Consider the following 19,604-nt stretch of genomic DNA (forward strand, 5'->3'; position numbering starts at 1 on the left):
CCAATTAGGAAACAAAGCCACTTTATGTTCGTTATATTCAGTCAATCTGATAGTAAAAGTGACGCGATTAATCGTATTTTAACTTTATTGTTCAAGGGCGAATTATATTGAACTGGATAAAGAGAATCATTAACGTGATGATTAACTCGCTAAGAAAAATTCCAACTATTATAAATGGTGAATTTTTACTTTCGGAAGCAGACGATATCTTAATATCCCTTGTTGATGAGGAAGGGAATTTGTAGATAAAGCCCCACGCGATTGACACGTGGGGCTCGGTGTTTCAGCTCAGCGTTGAGCGATTAACTCAGATTACCGTCAATATCCAACTGCTTAAGATGAGCCTTTCTTAATATTGCGGCTTTCTGACTGTACGTTTCGGTACATTTTGGAAAGCTGCTTATTGTTAGCGCGTTGCTCTGCAAGAGAAGCGCCGTTTCTTGCTTGCTCTCTCAGTAGCTTTTGATAGTTAGTAAATCGTCTTTCAGACAGTTCACCACTCTCAATGGCAGCCCTTATCTTGCATCCCGGCTCTGATTCATGATGACAATCAGAGAAGCGGCAGTGCATTGCTAACTCTTCGACGTCTGAAAAAGTTTCACTCACGCCTTCAGCGCAGTCTGCAAGTTGTAGCTCTCGCATTCCTGGAGTGTCGAGAAGCAAGCCACCTGATGCGAGCAAGTGGAGTGATCGTGATGTGGTTGTATGACGACCTTTACTGTCGTCTTCACGAATACCACCAGTTGCCTGCGATGCTTCACCTAGCAATGAGTTAACCAAAGTCGACTTACCCACACCAGAAGAGCCCATTAGCGCGACGGTCTTGCCGATTTTACACCAAGGTGAAAGTACTTGGGTTGAGTCTTGATCTAGGCTGTTGACCGCTTCGATCATCAGCATTGGGTCTAGGCTTTGTACTTGCTGTACTTTGTCTTGGTAGTCGTCACACAAGTCTTTCTTGGTGAGTACGATAACGGCTTCAACTTGCGCTTCATTAGCGAGAGCGAGATAACGCTCGATGCGGCTTAGGTTAAAGTCGTTATTTAACGACACCACGATAAAAACCGTGTCGATATTGGCTGAAATATATTGTTCAGCTACGCGACTGCCAGCAGCTTTACGGCGGAAGAGCGATTGACGGTCTAGTAAGCGGTCGAATTGCAGATCAGAGTTCAAAATCACCCAGTCGCCAACGGTCATTGCCGGTTGGTTTTGGTGGATGGGTAGAACAATTTCACCTTGCTCTGACGCTAATGTATAGCCACTACGGTGATGTGCGACGATACGAGCAATGACGGAGTGGTCATAGTCTTCGAGTGTCAGTTGTTGTTGGAATACAGGTTGCCATCCAAGTTGTTGAAGTGACATTGGATGAGAAAATGCGTTTTGTGAATTCATGTCTATTTACCCAGACGTGCGAGCTTTCTTTTCTTATGAGAGCATTAACGTCTTGTAAGATCTCAGGTTGTTGATGAGATCGAAAAGCGTTAGTCATATCAAAAAGCGTCGAGACGTCAAAAATGTTTTGTGCTTGGGTCGAATTCAAATAGATAGGACCCCGGATTTAGTCATGCGTTGTTGGGCATGCAGGTATTGATCACTTATGATCAACAGTAAACCGGGTAAAAGTGTGCGGTCGTCAATGGATGACGATAAGTTGGTAGATCGGTGTTTAAGTTTGATTAACCAAACAAATTAACGCGTTACTTTTACTGCCAGTTTTAGTGTGTTCATTACAATCATCTTCTATTCTCCTTGGTTTATTGATGTGTTCAGGCTTTGAATAAAAAGCGCGCTCAGTTTAACAAAAAGCCACGATGGCGAGAAGTCATCGTGGCTTAATTTATTTCATTGATTATGAATCCGATTAGTGATGATCGTGATTCATCTTTTTCATGCCGCTCATTACTTTCTTAACCGGCGCGTCAAAGGTTTGCGTTTCACCGTTAGCGAAAGTCAGAGTCATTTCGATCTGCTCACCTTCTTTTAGACCATCTTTTAGGTCGAACAACATGATGTGTAGGCTACCTGGCTTTAGTACCGCTTCACCATTTGCAGGGATTGTGATTTGTTGAACTTGGCGCATCTTCATTACGTCGCCGTCAACGATAACATCATGAAGTTCTACCTTTCCTGCTGCTGGCGTTGTCGCAGAAACAATAGCGCGATCTTTATCGCTGTGGTTCATCAGAGTCGTGAATACCGCGCTGTTCACTGCTGAAGGCGGTGTTGCACGAGCGTACGCGTCATGAACCATAATGTCGCTATTAGCGTGAGCAAGGGGAGTGAGCAATAAGCCTGCTAGAGCAAGTGCTTTTAACTTCATGTTGTTGTCCTTAATTTTTATGTTTTGGTCTGGGACCTGACTTTTTTGTTCGAACTTTATTGGTTAAGTTCTTTATTTTTACGTTTTACTGCGTCAATTGGTTGATGGCCTCAACAATCGGCGCTGGCGTTAACGTATGCGGCACTTTGGTAATCAAGGTACCGTCGGGCTTTAAAAAATAAAAATATGAGCTGTGGTCAAGGGTGTATTCCAACTCTGAACCTTCCAGCTTGGTCTTTCTGAAAATAACACCGTAGTTGTGTGCAAGCGTGGTTGTCACATCCAAAGGACCACTTAATCCTTCCATCATTGGGTGGAAGTATTGTGCGTATTCGTATGAGGCCTCTGCTGCATCACGCTCAGGGTCGAGAGAGACAAACATCGGGCGAATCTTGGCTTTTGCTTCATCAGAGACTTGGTTAAGTGCTCCGGCCAACATAGCCAAAGAAGTGGGGCACACATCTGGGCAGCGTGTGAAACCGAAGTAAACGATACGAATTCTGTCATCGGTTTGGTCAAAGATTTCCGTTGGTTGGTTGTCTTTGCCGAAAAGAGTCGTTGCGGAGAACTCTTGTTTTGCAGTGTGTTGTTCTTGAACTTCGTTTTGCCCATCAAGATAGCTTTTGACACCAAAGCCAAGTACAAAAGCGACAACCAATGCTAACGACCAATTTCTACTCATCTTGCCATCCTTATTGCAGGTTTTACGGTTTCAACACCATCGGTGAGCTCACCAAGCCAAGTCATGTGATCCATGGTACACACGGGTAAAATGACATCACCTTCATAGATGTTGTTACCAGTATTTTTTAATTGGAAACGTGCTGAGCCCATTTCCATCTCTAAACCGGTCAGCGATAGCATCAAGGTTTCAGAGGCCGCGCCTTCCCACACCACTTTGATTTTTGTTGGGACTAGAGGTTGAGCTGTTTCATGCTCAAGGGTCATAGCAACGCTGTCTTGCTCACACCATGTTGTTGAAAGCATGCAGTAGTCATCTAAGTTGACGTCAGGAGAGTGGCTCTCTACTACCGATTTAAATTGCTCAACTGCCTGTGGTCCATAAAAGCCAGCGACCAGCGCAATACCGAGCGCAGCAACCTTTAATGCTGGGTGCATGTCGTGTTCTCATTTGATTTTATAAGAACGGCGATGGTATCACACCACTCAATACGTGCTTGTATCAAAAAGCAATTTTGTGCGTATGGTAGAACTAAAAAAGCGAAGCCATTGGCTTCGCTTTTGTCTGTTTAATAGATATGTGAGCTTAGTATTTCTAAGTTCTATCCATTCTGAACATGTTCCAGAAATACGTTGAATGATTAGTCAGCGTTACGCTCTGCGAACTTCTCCAGGCCTAAAACCAATGCAATCGCAGCAAACATCATCACAATCGCCATGACCAACTGAGAAGGCTGAGAGGTTACCGCTTCAAAATCAAACGGTGATAGGTTTTCTTGAATCAGAGGAACTTGTTCACCTTTTGAGTTTGTGCGCCAGCTGATGGTCTCTTTCCAAGGCCAGATCTTAGGCAGCGTACCGATCATCAAACCGGTTAAGAATACCAATGTGAAGTCGCGGAATGAACGCAATAGCCAAGACAGTACATGTGAGAAAGTCAGCAGTCCGATCACACAGCCCGCAAGGAATAGCGCAAGTACATCGACTTGAAATGATTTAACGGCGCCAAGCACGGGGCCATACATGCCAATCAGGAGCAGAATAAAGCTGCCTGAAATACCGGGTAAAATCATCGCGCAGATAGCAATCGCACCCGCAATCAATACGTTGATGCTGGTTGGTTCCATTTGCAGCGGTTTAAGCACGGTAATGCTATAAGCGAAAGCAACGCCAAGCAGCAAAAACACGAAGCGAATCATATCGCGTTTCTCTACTTGCTTAAGAATATGGAAAACCGAGACCAAGATCAGGCCGAAGAAGAAAGACCACAGTGGAACAGGGTGGGTGACTAATAACCAAGAAATCAATTTTGCGAATGTCGCAATGCTCGTGAATACGCCCGCGAACAGTGAAATTAGGAAGAAACCATTGATGTGATTAAACGCGGCTTTGAAGCCTTCGCGTTTCCATAAGCCAAGTACGCTAGGGTTAATTCTGCGAATGCTTTCTAGCAGCGTATCGTAGATACCAGTGATGAATGCGATGGTTCCGCCCGACACGCCAGGAACAACGTCTGCTGCGCCCATAGCCATGCCTTTGAAAAAAGTACTTAAGTAGTTCATTGCTTCATAGAGTTGAGGATGATTTTGTGCAGTATACAAACTTTAGTGTAAAAAAAGTATGAATATGCTTTTGGGGAAGGGCTTTTATTACTCTATTAATTGTAAGGCAATAAGTTGAAGTGAATATTTGCCTAACATTTAGATAACAACCACTTAGTGATTTGTCATTAAGAGCAGCGATGAAACTGATCTCTTATCGATATTGCATCTTGGTTGCATTATGCAAATGCACTTTGCAATTCGCATGACAAATTCATGGTTTTTATGCGATGCAGGGCTTATAAAACGTCGAATAAAAGTTGGCACGCTAACTGCATTATATACATTGACCCTTCTTAAGCCGAGGGTCACCTAGCCAACTGACGTTGTTAGTGAACCTATGATTTGTTCACAAATATATAGAGCCAATCGCGATTATTGCGGTTGGCTATTTTTTTGCCTGTCGTTTGGTGATCGTCTTTTTACTTTTCCCATTCCTACATTTTTAGGTTCTAAACTTCAGATGAAAAAAAAGCCAGCCACCATCGGTGACTAGCTTATGTTTTCTCGAATCAATCTCGAATCAATCTCGAATCCGTTTTAGTACCCCATCAACTGCAGCAAGTTTTCCGCTGTGCTGATTGCTTCTTTACGGTTAGCAATATTGAGTTTTTGGTAAAGGTTACGGATGTGAGTCTTGATCGTGGTACCCGCTACATCGAGTTCTTGAGCGATCTGCTCATTACTGAATCCTGAATAGATCAGACCAAGCACTTGCCATTCACGCTGAGTGAGTGGGCTAGTGCGCACCAGCTCAGGGATATTCGGGTGATTAACCAAGTTCTCAACAAAGTCTTCATCGAAATGCACCGAACGACTGCGTTGGGTCGTGGAGATATCCTTCATGATTTGTTGCGCGCGGTGACGTTCTAAATCACCTAAGCCAGGCTTGTTGCTCAACTTATCCAAGATATGCCCGATAGTCCCACCGTCGACTAAGAAGTTACCGACCATACCGGTTTGGTTAGTCATATGAAGCGCTTCTTCAAGCAGTACTCGTGCGCTGTCTTCATCGTTAATTTGTGTACGTAACACGGCTTCAACGATCAAGTTGCGGTTGGTGTCTGTAATCAGGTGCGAACGCTGGGCTTCACTCTTAAGGAAAGTTAGCGCTTCTTCTGCGTCTTCATACTGCTCAAGGATGATGTGAGCACGAACGATGTTTCGCCACTGAAGTTGGCAGAAGTGGTTACTTGCCGATTCAGGTCGAACAGCCACACTCAGCCAATCACGGATAGCTTCTTTATCGCCTTTTACTTGCCAGAACAGAATCAAAGAAAGAGAAGCATTTGCCGTCCAATCTACGTGGTAAGTCGATTGACGCAATAGGTGCTGAATCTGGTCGATAAATTTCGACGCTTTATCAATCTCACCACGGCTCAATGAAATACGAGCCAACATAGAATAGCTGTGCAGGTGTTTACTCGGAGAGTGGTGACCAAGGATATCTAAGCCTTTGTAGCAACACTCTTCCGCTTCATCTAGTCGGTTCCAACACCAGAAGATCTGAGCGCGAACACGCAGCAAGAATTCGTGCAGAGGTACGTATTGCAGCTGATGTTCTTCAATCAATTTGAATGCACTGTCTTGTAGCTCAAATGCAGCTTGAACATAACCTTGAGCAATCAAGATTTCGCTTTGTTGCAGAATCGCCCACAGGGCCTGATGGTAAACCTGATACTGACGTGCCAGTTTTTCTGTTTGTTGCATCATCGGTAGCGCACGGCTTAGGTTACCCATTACGTGATTCACTTCGCCTACAACCGAGGTTGCGACAATGCGGCTACGATAAACGGTGGTGTTCAACTGACTCAACGAAAGCTCAGCCAATTCCAATGCTTTCTCAGGCTCATTGCTGTTGATGGCAACTTGTGCGCGTAAGGCGTTGTATTGGCCTTGCTGCTGAGTATCGAGTTCAATGTTTCGAGCTTGATATTGAGTCTCAGCCTCTTCCAACAAAGTACCCACTTGGTCATAACGGTGCTGACTTTGTGCAAGCCAAGCACGCAACATCGAAAGCTTTGGCTCACTGTATAGTTGATCTGTGGTTAGCTGTTTGATCGCCATTTCTAATGACGAAAGCTCACCTTGGTTGAACATCGGCCAACCGTGCTCAGTCAGGATTTGAATGATCAGTTCTGGATCTTCAGCGCGCTGTGCGTGACGTAGTGCTTGGTGTGGTGTGTTTTGCTTGATCCACGCTTTTGCAGCACTTCGATGCAGTTCTGCTTCTTGCTGAGGAATTCGAGCTTGGCGCTCATGTGCGAGGAATTCACCAAACAAGTTATGGAAGCGATACCAGTTCTTTTCACCTTCAAGCGGGTAGATGAACAAACCAAAACGGTTGAGTGATTCGATCATACCTAACGCATCTTCACGCTGTGTAAGTGCACACACAAGTTCATCGTTGAAGTGATCAAGCACGGAACATTGCATCAAGAACTGTCGGGTTTCTTTGTCTAGCAGGTCGAATACTTCTTCAACCAAGTAGTCCCAAAGATGGGCGTGGTTAAAGTGAGAGAATGACTCTGCGGACTGTGCAAGAGTGCGTTTTTGGTGTTGTGCTTGTAGCGCGATAAGTTGTAGTGCAGAAGGCCAACCTTCTACATAACTACAAATGCTATCTGCCGTGGTGTCATCAATGCCGTCGGCTACGCGTTGGTTGAAAAAGCGTGTGGTTTCTTCGGTATCAAACGCCAACGAGTCATTACCTAATTCGATCATTAAGTCACGAACGCGCAGGTTTGCTGTACCAAGTGGTGGCGTACCACGACTGGTGACAACCAACGTTAGGTTATCGGGCATGTGTTTGAGGAAGAAGCGCATGGCTTCGTGGATGTCGTCATTGTTGACCAAGTGATAGTCATCCAACACCAGAAAACACTCGTGATGGAATTCCGACATCTCGGCAAATACTTCACTTAATAAAGAATGCAGCGATGAAAACTGTCGTTTTTCTGCCAGCTTTTGGGCATTCGGACAGGCATTTTGAGTCGCTTTATTAAGTGATTGAAGTAGGTAGTTGATAAAGCGGAAGGCATCGTTGTCGCTATCATCAATGCTGTACCAACCCACATTGGGTTTATCTACCAACCATTGTGCAGCCATGGTGGTTTTGCCGTAGCCCGCTGGAGAGCGGAACAACACAAGCTTATAGCAATCTGCATTGTGAAGCAGATCGAGAACCCTAGGTCGTAGGATTGCATTATGTAAGCGGCCGGGACGAGTCAGTTTCGAAGGGATCCACATATCGAAGTTTTACACCTATTCCGTGGCTATGTTCTGGAATATCCCAATCTATCGTTGAGTGCACTCCAATGACATTAGCCTAATTACTTAAGTCTTTACTCATATTACGTGAAGCCAAACGTCACCGACTATGATCCTCCTCAGAAACCTTGCGCTCCTGCATGTTTTTGGGTGTCTACGCCCTTTATTTGAGACTTTGCTCACGTTGCGGGTTGGTTTGTGAATATGACTTCGTTCATCCCTACACGGGAATCTATGCAAAAGATGAGAGTTGGAAATTATTTTCGTGATCTGAATATCAGATTTGACAATGACTTTAATCTGGTTAAATAAAAGTCACATCAATTGAAGTTAAGTTATCGAACGGGAGCTTGTGATCTTAGTCACTCCAAGTTTTTGTTCTCAGTCAGAACATGAGAGTCAGATCACTAACCCTAAGTCGGTACGCCCCCTACGCCCTCCCATCTACTCCTAGTCAGTTGCATTAGCGGGAGGATGTTTAGTTTATGGTGACCATGCACGATATGTCACAGATGAATTAGAACTATTAAAAGCGAGATTTCTGAAATGAAACCAACTCAGCAAAAAACTTTCGATAAAGTGTCATTCCAAGAGAGTGTTAAGAAACATTTATCTGCAACCTACGCAACAACCGTTGAAACAGCAGACAGCCGTTCATGGTATCTAGCAATGGGTCGTGCTCTTGCAGAGCTAACGACTTTTGACCTGCTAGAAACTGAAAATGATGAAAAAATTAAGAACGCTAAGAGCGTTAACTACCTATCACTAGAGTTTTTGATTGGTCGTCTAACAGGTAACAACCTGATCAGCATGGGTCTTTACGAACAGATCACTCATGCAATGGAAGAGCTAGGTCAAAACCTAACTGACCTTCTAGAAGAAGAACGCGACCCATCACTAGGTAATGGTGGTCTTGGTCGTCTAGCTGCTTGTTTCATGGATTCTTGTGCCGCTCAAGAATACCCAACAGTAGGCTACGGTCTTCACTACGAGTACGGTCTATTCAAACAATCTTTCCAAGACGGTCGTCAACAAGAAGCACCTGACGCATGGCGTGGTGTTGAAGGTTACCCATGGGAAGTAGCTCGTCCAGAACTAGCACAACACATTGGTTTTTACGGTCATGTAGACGTTGAATTCGTTGACGGTAAAGAAGTTCGTACTTGGGTTCCAGGTATGGAAGTAAAAGCAATGCCTTGGGATCTACCTATCGTAGGTTACGAGTCAAACACGGTTTACCCGCTGCGTCTTTGGGAATGTCAGGCAATCGCACCATTCTCGCTAGCAAGCTTTAACAACGGTGATTACTTCGAAGCGCAACACTCGCTAATCGATGCAGGTAACATCACTAAAGTTCTTTACCCGAACGACAACCACGAGAAAGGTAAGACTCTGCGTCTAATGCAGCAGTACTTCCATTCAGCAGCATCGGTTCGCGATATTCTACGTCGCCACGAAGCAGCAGGTTTCTCTCTAGAAGATCTGCCTAAGCAAGAAACGATTCAGCTGAACGATACACACCCAACGATCGCGATTCCTGAGCTAATGCGCATCCTGATTGACGAGAAAGGTCTATCTTGGGATCAAGCATGGGAAATCAGTGCTCACACGTTCGCTTACACGAACCACACACTACTTCCAGAAGCGCTAGAGACTTGGTCTGAATCTTTAATCAATCGTCTTCTTCCACGTCACATGGAAATCATCTTTGAAATCAACCACCGCTTCATGCAAGAAGTTCGCAAGATGTGGCCTGGTGATGGTGAGAAGCAAGCGAAGCTTTCTATCATCCAAGAAGGTTTCCACCGTATGGTTCGCATGGCAAACCTATGTGTGATTGGTTCTTACAAAGTAAACGGTGTAGCTGCGCTTCACTCTCAACTGGTTAAGAAAGACTTGTTCCCTGAATTCAACGAAATCTTCCCAGGTAAACTGACTAACGTAACGAACGGCATCACGCCACGTCGTTGGTTGAAGTTCTGTAACCCAGGTCTATCTGCGCTAATCACGGGTAAGATCGGCACTGAATGGCCAGCAAAACTTGAGCAGCTAGAAGGCATCGCTAAGTTTGCAACAGACGCGAAATTCCAAAAAGAATTCATGGCTGTTAAGAAAGAAAACAAACAGCGCCTAGCTGATTGGGTTCAAGAGAACATGGGTATCGAGCTAGATACTAACGCTATCTTTGACGTTCAAATCAAACGTCTTCACGAATACAAGCGTCAGCACCTAGATTTGCTACACATTCTATCTCTGTACCACCGTATTCTTAACGAACCTGGTTTCGAGTGTGAGCCACGCGTATGTTTCTTCGCAGCGAAAGCAGCACCGGGTTACCACCTAGCGAAAGAGATCATCTTCGCGGTTAACAAGATTGCAGAGAAGATCAACAACGACCCTCGCATCGGTAACAAACTGAAAGTGGTATTCATTCCTGACTACCGTGTAAGCATGGCTGAAATCATCATCCCTGCAGCAGACGTTTCTCAGCAAATCTCACTAGCGGGTAAAGAAGCATCTGGTACGGGCAACATGAAGATGGCTCTAAACGGCGCGCTAACTATCGGTACGATGGATGGTGCAAACGTTGAGATTCGTGAAGAAGTGGGTGATGAAAACATCTACATCTTCGGCCTAGACGTTGATGGTGTTCAAGCTCTGAAAGCTCAAGGCTACAACCCATACGACTACTACAATGCAGACCCACTACTGAAAGCATCTCTAGACCTACTGACTGGCGATGAGTTCACTCCAGGTCAACCAGGCCTTCTACGTGCAACGTTTGATAGCCTGCTAGACGGTGGTGACCCTTACCTATGTCTTGCTGACTTCGCATCTTACGTGAAAGCGCACGAAGACATGGGCACGCAATACAAAGACCAAGCAGGTTGGGCTAAGAAAGCAATTCTTAACACAGCATTGGTTGGTAAGTTCACATCAGACCGCTCTATCCGCGACTACGTGAACAACATCTGGAAACTTGAAGCGGTTAACCGTTAATACTTCCAAAGTAGCCAAGGCAGTTTCTGCCTTGGCTCAATTAGCTTGTGAGCAAACGAAAGGCTTAAAGGTTTCGTTTATAAACAAGCTGCTTACAAACCGATTGTCACAAGCTAATTGATTAGTAAAAATTAAATTAACAACCCTACAAAATAGAAAGCGTCAGAACGTTTTCGGAGAGAGCGATGAAAGAACAGACCGTATTAAAACAAGTCGCAGAAATGGCAAACATTGCCGACAGTTACGTTAGTGCGTGGGGCGATGAAGCACAAGTATCAGACGAGACGATCACGTCTCTATTGGCTTCGTTGGGCTACGATACAAGCAGCGATGATGCACTGCTTAAGTCAGCAGAAAGAAAACACAAAAAAGATGTACTAGACCCAGTTCTTGTCTTGCGTGACGGTGAGCCAGTAGAAGTGGCGCTTAATCTAGGTGTAAGTGCTCGTGAAAGTGAGTTCAGCTGGCGCTTAGAAACAGAGCAAGGAGAGGTACTTGAAGGCTATCTTCAATCTCAAGTCATTCGTGACGAGCGTGCCGAGGGTGGCCCTTTAGTGTTTGCATTGCCAAGTGATTTGGCATGGGGTTATCACAAGCTCATTGTGAGCCGTAAGCGCCGTAAGAAGCCTTACGAGATGACACTGATTATTACGCCAAAAGCGTGTTTCAAGCAGTCACCAATCGAGCAAGGCAAAAAGCTTTGGGGACCCAGTGTTCAACTTTATACCCTAAGAACTCAGCATAACTGGGGTATTGGTGATTTCGGAGACCTAAAACAGCTTGTTGCGGATATCGCTTCTCGTGGTGGTGACTTCGTTGGTCTAAACCCAATTCACTCATTGTTCCCTGCGAACCCTGAAGGTGCGAGCCCATATAGCCCATCTTCTCGTCGCTGGTTGAACATCTTATACATTGATGTGAGTTCAGTTCCTGAATTTGCACTAAGTGCAGAAGCACAACAAACAGTCGGCAGCGCAGAGTTCCAACAGCGTCTACAAAAAGCGCGTGAAGCACACTGGGTAAACTACACCGAAGTGTCTGAGCTTAAGATGAGCATCTTGCCTCTGCTATTCGCAGAATTTAAGACTCGTCATCTAGACAAAAACAGCGACCGTGCACAAGCGTTCTTAGCCTTCGTAGAAGAGGGTGGCGATAGCCTGATGCATCAAGCGGCGTTTGATGCTCTACATGGTGAACTGCATGCAGAAGATTCTGGCATGTGGGGATGGCCGGTATTCCCTGAGAAGTACCGTACATTCGACAGCCCAGCGACACAGAAATACATCAAAGAGAACTTAGAAAACGTTCATCTGTACATGTACCTGCAATGGCTAGCAGATTGCCAGATCAACGATGCACAGTCTCTTGCAGAAGAGAAGGGCATGGCTGTTGGCCTGTACCGTGACTTAGCGGTAGGTGTTGCAGATTCAGGCAGCGAGACTTGGGCTGACGAAGGCAACCTAGTGATGGATGCGAGCATTGGTGCTCCACCTGATATTCTTGGTCCTTTGGGTCAGAACTGGGGTCTACCTCCGTTAAACCCAGAAGTGCTTCAAGAAACAAGCTACGACGCTTACATCAAGCTACTTCGTGCGAACATGAAGCACTGTGGTGCACTGCGTATCGACCACGTTTTAGGTCTACTGCGCTTGTGGTGGATTCCAAAGGGTGAGAACGCAACTAAGGGCGCGTACATCTACTACCCAGTACAAGATATGCTGTCTATTCTGGCGCTTGAATCTCACCGTTACCAATGTAGCGTTATCGGTGAAGATTTAGGAACGGTACCGGATGAGATTGTCGACATCCTTGCAGATGCTGGCGTGCACTCTTACAAAGTGTTCTTCTTCGAAACATCAGAAGATGACGGTGGTTTCATCTCACCAAAACACTACGCATCACAATCGATGGCGGCACTGTGTACTCACGATATGCCAACGCTTCGTGGCTTCTGGCACTGTGATGACCTGAAAATGGGCCAAGAGATTGGCTTATACCCAGATGCAGAACAATTAGAAACCTTGTTCGATGACCGCCTAGAGTGCAAGCAAGGTATCTTAGATTCAGTAGCATGGCATGGTTTCCTACCAGAAGGTGTGGGCCGCGATGCGAGCCAAGTACCGATGGACTCTTACCTTGCTGAGGCACTTCAACTGCACGTAGCGGCTGGTGGTTCAACACTACTGAGCGTTCAGCTAGAAGATTGGCTAGAGATGGACAAGCCAGTAAACATTCCTGGCACGGTTGATGAATACCCTAACTGGCGTCGTAAACTATCAATGAACTTGGACGAAATATTTGCTCACGAAGGCGTTAATCGTATCGCTTCTAAGCTGACTGACGTTCGAGAAAAAGCCGGTAAGTAATGACGTGAGTGACTTGAAATTAGGTGGTTTTTTGCTTACGCCGTACGAAACTACAACCTCGGTCACTCAATAATGAATGCTCATCTGGTAGAATAAACCGTCGTTATATTGCCCGCACTAATAGCGGGCATTTTTGTATTATGTTTTTTGGATGTTTGGTTAGGGAGAAACGTTTTGGAACTAAGTTCGATTTCAAAGCAAAAACAAATATATACCCAACTATCACAGGCTTGTTTCACAGACCCATTCGCGTTTTTAGGGCCATACCTACCTTCTGAGCAAGGTGCATTACGTGTGTGGATTCCTGGGGCAGATAAAGTCGAGTTGATTGTTGGAAAGGAACCTCGTATTGAGTTAGCGCGAGAGGGTGAAAGTGGTTTCATTCTTAAGCAAGAGAGAGACTTACGTTTTACTCACTATAAGCTTGCGGTTGATTGGGCTGGCGTAGAACAGATCATCGATGATCCTTACCAGTACCACGATCTGTACGCGAGTTATGAAGATCTTCATACACCGAAAGATATGTATCATCACATGGGGGCTCAGTTTATTACGCTAGAGCGTGATGGACAGACGATTTCAGGTACGCGTTTCTTGGTGTACGCACCGCATGCAACTGCGGTAAGCTTGGTGGGTAACTTCAACGCTTGGGATGGTCGCCGCCACCCAATGCAACGCCTAGATTACGGTATGTGGGGCTTATTCATTCCTGAACTGGAAGAAGGCGCTCAATACAAGTTTGAATTAAAAGGACCAAATGGCGAAGGCTTACCACACAAATCTGACCCATGGGGTTTCTACTCTGAGCAATACCCATCGTTCTCATCTGTAACTTACGATCACGCTCGTTACCAGTGGCAAGATACTCAATGGCAAAATCGCCCGGTAACGCAAAAGCGCAAAGAAGCGCTTTCGTTCTATGAATTGCATGCAGGTTCTTGGAAGCGTAACGCTGAAGGTGAATTCTTAAATTATCGCGAGCTTGCGGCAGAGCTGATCCCATATCTAACGGATCTTGGCTACACGCACGTTGAACTAATGCCAGTTTCAGAACATCCATTCTACGGTTCTTGGGGCTATCAGCCTGTAGGTCTATTTGCACCGACTAGCCGTTTTGGCTCTCCAGATGATTTCAAATACTTCGTCGATCAATGTCACCAAGCGGGTCTTGGCGTTGTTCTGGACTGGGTTCCTGCTCACTTCCCAAGTGATGATCACGGCCTAGCAAACTTCGATGGTACGCCATTATTCCATGATCCAGATCCACGTCGTGGTTGGCATCAAGATTGGAACTCGTACATTTACGATTTAGGCAAAGAGCATGTTCGTCGTTTCTTAGTTTCTAATGCACTGTACTGGTTCGAGCAATTCCACATTGATGGCATCCGTGTTGATGCGGTTGCTTCGATGTTGTACCTCGACTATTCGCGTAGCCATGACCAATGGATCCCGAATGCGGATGGCGGCAACGAAAACTACGACGCTATCGCAACCCTTAAGTGGATGAACGAAGAAGTGTATAAACACTTTCCGAATGCGATGACGATTGCTGAAGAATCAACGGCTTTCCCTGGTGTTTCAGCACCGACTTTTATGGGCGGCTTAGGCTTTGGCTTTAAGTGGAACATGGGTTGGATGCACGACAGCTTGTCTTACATTCAAGAAGACCCAATCAACCGTAAATATCACCACGATACGATTACCTTCCCACTGGTTTACGCACACAGTGAGAATTATGTATTGTCTCTGTCTCACGATGAGGTGGTTTACGGTAAAGGTTCTATCCACAACAAGATGCCTGGTGATGAATGGCAGCAAACGGCAAACCTACGTGCTTATATGGGTTACATGTATGCGCAACCAGGTAAGAAGCTGAACTTCATGGGTGCAGAATTTGGTCAGACGGCTGAATGGAACCATGACGACCAGCTGCAATGGTTTTTGCTGGATTACGAGCGTCATCAAGGTGTTCAGCGTTTAACGAAAGACCTGAACAATCTGTACCGCTCTGAAGCTGCAATGCACGATCTTGATTTTGATCCGAAAGGCTTTGAATGGCGTCTACAGGACTCTGCTGAAGCGAGCATTCTTGCGCACGAGCGCATCAGTGAATCTGGTGAGCGAGTATTGATAGTGTCTAACTTTACGCCAGTGCCTCACGAGCATTTCCGCTTAGGTGTTCCTGCAAAAGGTGAATACGCATTGTTGTTGAATACAGACTCTGTCGACTATGCAGGCAGCGGTTTTGAAGTGAAGCAGACTGCTGAGATTGAATCTGTAGAGAGCGAAGGGCTAGACACATCGATTGAGCTGCGTTTGCCGCCGTTATCGACCGTTTTTTACAAGCTAAATTAGGTCTATAAGTTGAGCAGGTCATCGCTGCTCACTTTTCTGAAAGTCTAAAAAAGGGAACCCTAGGGTTCCCTTTTTCTATTTCAGTAAGCTGGTTAGCGTTACTTGAAGTTGGTGAGATAGAACATTGAGCGTCCGACTACCATTTCAAGGATTCGAACTGAGTCGTTGCCTAAACTGTCCAACATCTTTTTACGAAATTCGCCGTTCGAGCTGAGGTTAAATTGCTCAGGGTTCTTTATTTGCGAAGCATGGAAAAACATCAATTTAATCACGTATCGAAACTGCTCATTATCTAGAGCGGCTTGCCAAGATTGGATAAAAAGCGCTTCCGATGAAAAGTCTAGACCGTCTATAACGATCGATAGCATGTGTTCGTGAAGTACTGAACGAATAGCGCGGGTCGACGGATAATAGCCCTGAAGCGTCGTTAAACTAATGCCAATCTCTTGAGCAATCCTTGCATAAGTTAGTGCTTCATGTCCTTCAGCCAGAAAAAGGTTTAGTACGATCTCATCGTAGTTTTTTTGATTTTCTAGTTTTTGTACTTGAGTAATTCGAGCCATTACAAATCTCTACTGATTGTAACATTCTGTAAACGAGTATATTAAGAGCCTATGAATTAAATCTCAAACTCCAAGGGTAAATAACTGGTCAATTTATCGTTAAATATAGTCAGTATTGTGTCATTGGTTCAATTATCAATTAGATTTTGGCATAAACAAAAACACCGCCCTATTGAGCGGTGTGTTATTTAAAGTCTTTGTTTATCAATGCTAATTCAGATGACTAGAACGGATACCAAAATAACTGCGGCTCTAGAATGCGTTTCGCAATGGCTAACACCACGATAAAAGCGATGACACCTAAACAAACAAAGTCGATACGTTTCAAAGGTGCATAGCTATACCAAGTGCGAGCTTTGTGTCGGCCAAAACCTCGTAACGTCATTGCGTTAGAGATCTCGTCTGCTCGGTCCAAGCTAGAGAAAATGAGCGGGCCTAGAACCTTAGCCACATTTTTGATTCGAGTAATTAGAGGCGCTTTCTTTGAGAGCTCTACACCACGAGCCTGTTGAGCATGCATGATATTGATGAAGTCTTTCTTAACTTCTGGCAAGTAACGCAGTGTTAAGCTGACCGCATAGGCGATCTTGTAAGGAACACCGATACGGTTGAGGCTAGCTGCAAACTCAGTCGGATGCGTTGTGAAGACAAAAATCAACGCTATCGGGAACATGCTCATGTATTTGAGCGTCACAGTAACCAAGTAAAACAGAGTCTCTTGGCTCAACGAGTAGTTACCCGGCAATGTCAGCAATAAGGTTTTGCTGCCGATGAGCTCAGTACCTTGCTGTGGAGCCAGCAGATACATGAACAAAGCATTTAGGCTCAATACACTCGCCGTACCCAATAACAGAGGCTTATATACGCGTACAGGCACATTGGTCAGCTTTAGCAGGTATAAACCAGTCACAATAAGCAGTGCAATCAATCTTAGGTCGAACGTAGTTAAGACCACGGTTACCCAAGCTAAGAAGAGCGCAAATTTGGTGATGCCGTTAAGTGCATGAAGCGGTGATTTTGTATCAATGTAATTGATGCCGAATTTTACTTTTGATACGTTCATTGAGCGCTTCTCTCGTAGTCGATGAAGTACTGCATGAATGCGTTGGTGTCGTCGATTTTCATCATAGTCGCGAGTTCATAAATGCTGGTGGTACAAAGATTTGCGCGTTCTAACAGCGATGGCTGACTGAATACTTCCGTCATCGCGGCATTGGCAATCAGCTTGCTGTCAGCAATGACAATTGAGCGTGTGGTGTACTCTAGAACAAGGTGCATGTCGTGTGAAATGATCACGACGGTGATACCTAACTCGCGGTTAAGCTTTTGGATAAACGCCAGCATTGAGGTGTAGTTGCGGTAATCTTGACCCGCTGTTGGTTCATCCAAGATCAGAAGCTCTGGCTCCAATACTAAGATCGAAGCGATCGTTACGCGTTTTTTCTGACCGTAGCTTAGCGCTTCGATTGGCCAGTGGCGGAACTTGCTCAAGCCACACAGCTCAAGAACGTTTTCCACCTTCTCTTTGATTTCCTGCTCTGCAACCCCACGATTACGCAGACCGAATGCAACTTCATCAAAAATCATATGATGAGAGATCATATGATTTGGGTTCTGCATCACGACACCGACTTTCTGGCTTCTTTCAAAGATAGAAAGCTCAGATAGGTCTTCACCATTTAGATAGGAAGAGCCTGAATCGGCATCGATCACACCCATGATGAGTTTAGTGATGGTAGATTTGCCTGAACCGTTTTTGCCTAAGATTGAAACGAACTCACCCTTACCAATCTTAAAGCTGACATCTTCGAGAGCGTTCTTTTCACCATCGTAAGAGTAAGTCAGGCCGTGGACCTCAAGCAAAGGTTGGTACTGCTTCTCGGCAACTGGAGTCGGGCGCTCTGCAAACCAAGCCTGAACCGCAGGGCGGAATCTTTTGTAATCGAGAGCTTTGAGGTTTGATAGCTTATCTTCACTGGTCAAAGGTGCTTTCGCTGCCTTCAGAGCAGATAAATAAAGTGGTTCACGAATACCGTGTGTTTCAAGCAGTTCAGAAGCTAAGATTTCATCGGGTGTCATGTCCGCGACAATTTCACCGCGCTCCATCAAGATCACTCGATCGATATCGCGATGTAGTACATCTTCAAGGCGATGCTCGATGATGACTATAGTCTTGTTGGTTTCTTTATGAAGTTGGTCGATGATTTCGATAGTCGCTTTACCCGTTTTCGGGTCAAGGCTAGCCAAAGGTTCATCAAACAACAGGATGTCAACGTCATCAACTAAGATGCCCGCTAATGACACGCGTTGTTTCTGGCCGCCGGATAAATCATGTGGCGAGCGATCAAGCATATCTGCTAAGTCGACCATTTTTGCTGTCGACTTAACCAGAGGGTACATATCAATGTTCGACACTAACTGATTTTCCAGTGCGAATGCGATGTCTTCGCCAATACTCAAACCGACAAATTGGCTATCAGTATCTTGTAATACTGTGCCAACCTGCTCGGTATAGTCGTGCATAGAAAAATCAGAAATGTTCTTACCGTTGATCTCTAGAGAGCCAGTCACCTCACCTTTGATAGCATGAGGAATCAGACAGTTAAGGCATTGACCTAGGGTAGATTTACCACTACCACTTGGTCCAATAATGACGATTTTCTCTCCTTTCTCTATCCTTAGATTGATATTTTTTAGCGTCGGTTTATCCAGCGACTCATATCTAAAAGAGAAGTTCGAAAATGCTATAGTCATTATCGCTTATGCCTCAGTCAGGTTGCGGCTTTGTTTGTTGCGTTTAGCGACTGATTTTAGGATCAGTAAGCCCACAACAGCGATCAGAACGGTGTTACCCGCTGCGATGATAGACAGCTGAGTGAAGACTTTAGTAAACGGTTCTGCATAAAGGATGGTATCTAGGAATGCAGAGCAGCCGTAACCAACCACATTACCGGCAAGGGCAAGTACCACAAACAGCGCGAAGTCCTTCATAGGCAGTTCACCTTGTTGAAGGCGGTTCTTAGTCATCATTGGGAATAAGCCGATAACCATACCTACGATACCTGAGCCTAAAACCCAAGTTAACCACACGCCCCAGCCTGCGAATAGATCCGTAACCCAGTGACCGATAAAGCCAACTAAGAAGCCAACAATTGGGCCGAACAAAACAGAAAACAGTGCTAGAACTGCCATCGCTGGTTTCAATGTCGTGTTCGCAAACACTGGGACACCAAACATAGGTAAACCACCAATGCCGTACAGTGCCGCGCCAATGGCAATAACGACCACTGTTTTAGCTGAAAAGTTCATAGATAACCTCGAATACTGAAAGATAAAGCTTAATAAAGAACGAATATTCGCCATTATTAATATGCGTCTCAATGAGAACGTTTTTTGGGCAAATATAAAAAATAAGGCGCGCATTATACAGTAGAACCCTTCC

13 protein-coding genes are annotated in these 19,604 nt (G+C 45.2%); 3 read left to right on the forward strand and 10 right to left on the reverse strand.

Annotated features, from left to right (window positions below; genetic code table 11):
- Positions 1–333: 333 nt before the first annotated feature.
- The 6 genes from rsgA to malT all read right to left on the reverse strand — a co-directional run bounded on the left by rsgA (position 334) and on the right by malT (position 7,857).
- Entirely contained in the window at positions 334–1,398 is a 1,065-nt protein-coding gene (gene rsgA / locus AB4185_RS18610; RefSeq protein ID WP_372135745.1) for a ribosome small subunit-dependent GTPase A, read from the reverse strand.
- A 469-nt stretch (positions 1,399–1,867) separates the two neighbouring features.
- Positions 1,868–2,326 carry a copper chaperone PCu(A)C gene (locus AB4185_RS18615; RefSeq protein ID WP_065583786.1) on the reverse strand — a complete coding sequence of 153 codons (459 nt, stop codon included), beginning with the start codon at positions 2,324–2,326 and terminating at the stop codon, positions 1,868–1,870.
- Between the two features lie 85 nt (positions 2,327–2,411).
- Positions 2,412–3,008 carry an SCO family protein gene (locus AB4185_RS18620; RefSeq protein WP_372135746.1) on the reverse strand — a complete coding sequence of 199 codons (597 nt, stop codon included), beginning with the start codon at positions 3,006–3,008 and terminating at the stop codon, positions 2,412–2,414.
- Positions 3,005–3,445: a hypothetical protein gene (locus tag AB4185_RS18625; RefSeq protein ID WP_017064235.1), complete on the reverse strand. Its 441-nt coding sequence runs from the start codon at positions 3,443–3,445 to the stop codon at positions 3,005–3,007. The genes AB4185_RS18620 and AB4185_RS18625 overlap by 4 nt, the downstream gene beginning before the upstream one ends.
- A 203-nt stretch (positions 3,446–3,648) precedes the next feature.
- Complete coding sequence (locus AB4185_RS18630; RefSeq protein WP_017064236.1) at positions 3,649–4,569, reverse strand: DUF368 domain-containing protein; 921 nt, start codon at positions 4,567–4,569, stop codon at positions 3,649–3,651.
- Positions 4,570–5,148: 579 nt separating this feature from the next.
- Positions 5,149–7,857 carry an HTH-type transcriptional regulator MalT gene (gene malT, locus AB4185_RS18635; protein WP_017067440.1) on the reverse strand — a complete coding sequence of 903 codons (2,709 nt, stop codon included), beginning with the start codon at positions 7,855–7,857 and terminating at the stop codon, positions 5,149–5,151.
- A 567-nt stretch (positions 7,858–8,424) separates the two neighbouring features.
- On the opposite strand from malT, the gene AB4185_RS18640 reads away from it, so the two are divergent.
- The 3 genes from AB4185_RS18640 (at position 8,425) to glgB (ending at position 15,599) form a co-directional block, all read left to right on the forward strand.
- A complete protein-coding gene (locus AB4185_RS18640) occupies positions 8,425–10,878 on the forward strand; it encodes a glycogen/starch/alpha-glucan phosphorylase (protein ID WP_102332726.1) in 2,454 nt (817 codons plus the stop codon).
- Between the two features lie 185 nt (positions 10,879–11,063).
- A complete protein-coding gene (gene malQ, locus AB4185_RS18645; protein ID WP_017067441.1) occupies positions 11,064–13,244 on the forward strand; it encodes a 4-alpha-glucanotransferase in 2,181 nt (726 codons plus the stop codon).
- A gap of 174 nt (positions 13,245–13,418) precedes the next feature.
- On the forward strand, positions 13,419–15,599 hold the full coding sequence (gene glgB, locus AB4185_RS18650; RefSeq protein WP_065583790.1) for a 1,4-alpha-glucan branching protein GlgB: 2,181 nt from the start codon (positions 13,419–13,421) through the stop codon (positions 15,597–15,599).
- 98 nt (positions 15,600–15,697) lie between these two features.
- Here the strand turns inward: glgB and AB4185_RS18655 are convergent, their stop codons facing one another.
- The 4 genes from AB4185_RS18655 to AB4185_RS18670 all read right to left on the reverse strand — a co-directional run bounded on the left by AB4185_RS18655 (position 15,698) and on the right by AB4185_RS18670 (position 19,471).
- Positions 15,698–16,162 carry a TetR/AcrR family transcriptional regulator gene (locus AB4185_RS18655; RefSeq protein ID WP_372135747.1) on the reverse strand — a complete coding sequence of 155 codons (465 nt, stop codon included), beginning with the start codon at positions 16,160–16,162 and terminating at the stop codon, positions 15,698–15,700.
- A 223-nt stretch (positions 16,163–16,385) separates the two neighbouring features.
- A complete protein-coding gene (locus tag AB4185_RS18660; RefSeq protein WP_017064241.1) occupies positions 16,386–17,225 on the reverse strand; it encodes an energy-coupling factor transporter transmembrane protein EcfT in 840 nt (279 codons plus the stop codon).
- Complete coding sequence (locus AB4185_RS18665) at positions 17,222–18,916, reverse strand: ABC transporter ATP-binding protein (RefSeq protein ID WP_372135748.1); 1,695 nt, start codon at positions 18,914–18,916, stop codon at positions 17,222–17,224. The genes AB4185_RS18660 and AB4185_RS18665 overlap by 4 nt, the downstream gene beginning before the upstream one ends.
- Before the next feature lie 6 nt (positions 18,917–18,922).
- The gene (locus AB4185_RS18670) at positions 18,923–19,471 is read right to left on the reverse strand and encodes an ECF-type riboflavin transporter substrate-binding protein (RefSeq protein ID WP_065583792.1); all 549 of its coding nucleotides are present in this window, start codon (positions 19,469–19,471) and stop codon (positions 18,923–18,925) included.
- Between the last annotated feature and the right edge of the window lie 133 nt (positions 19,472–19,604).

It is taken from the genome of Vibrio sp. 10N.286.48.F5 (assembly GCF_041469785.1).
GTDB classification, from domain to species: Bacteria; Pseudomonadota; Gammaproteobacteria; order Enterobacterales; family Vibrionaceae; genus Vibrio; species Vibrio crassostreae_C.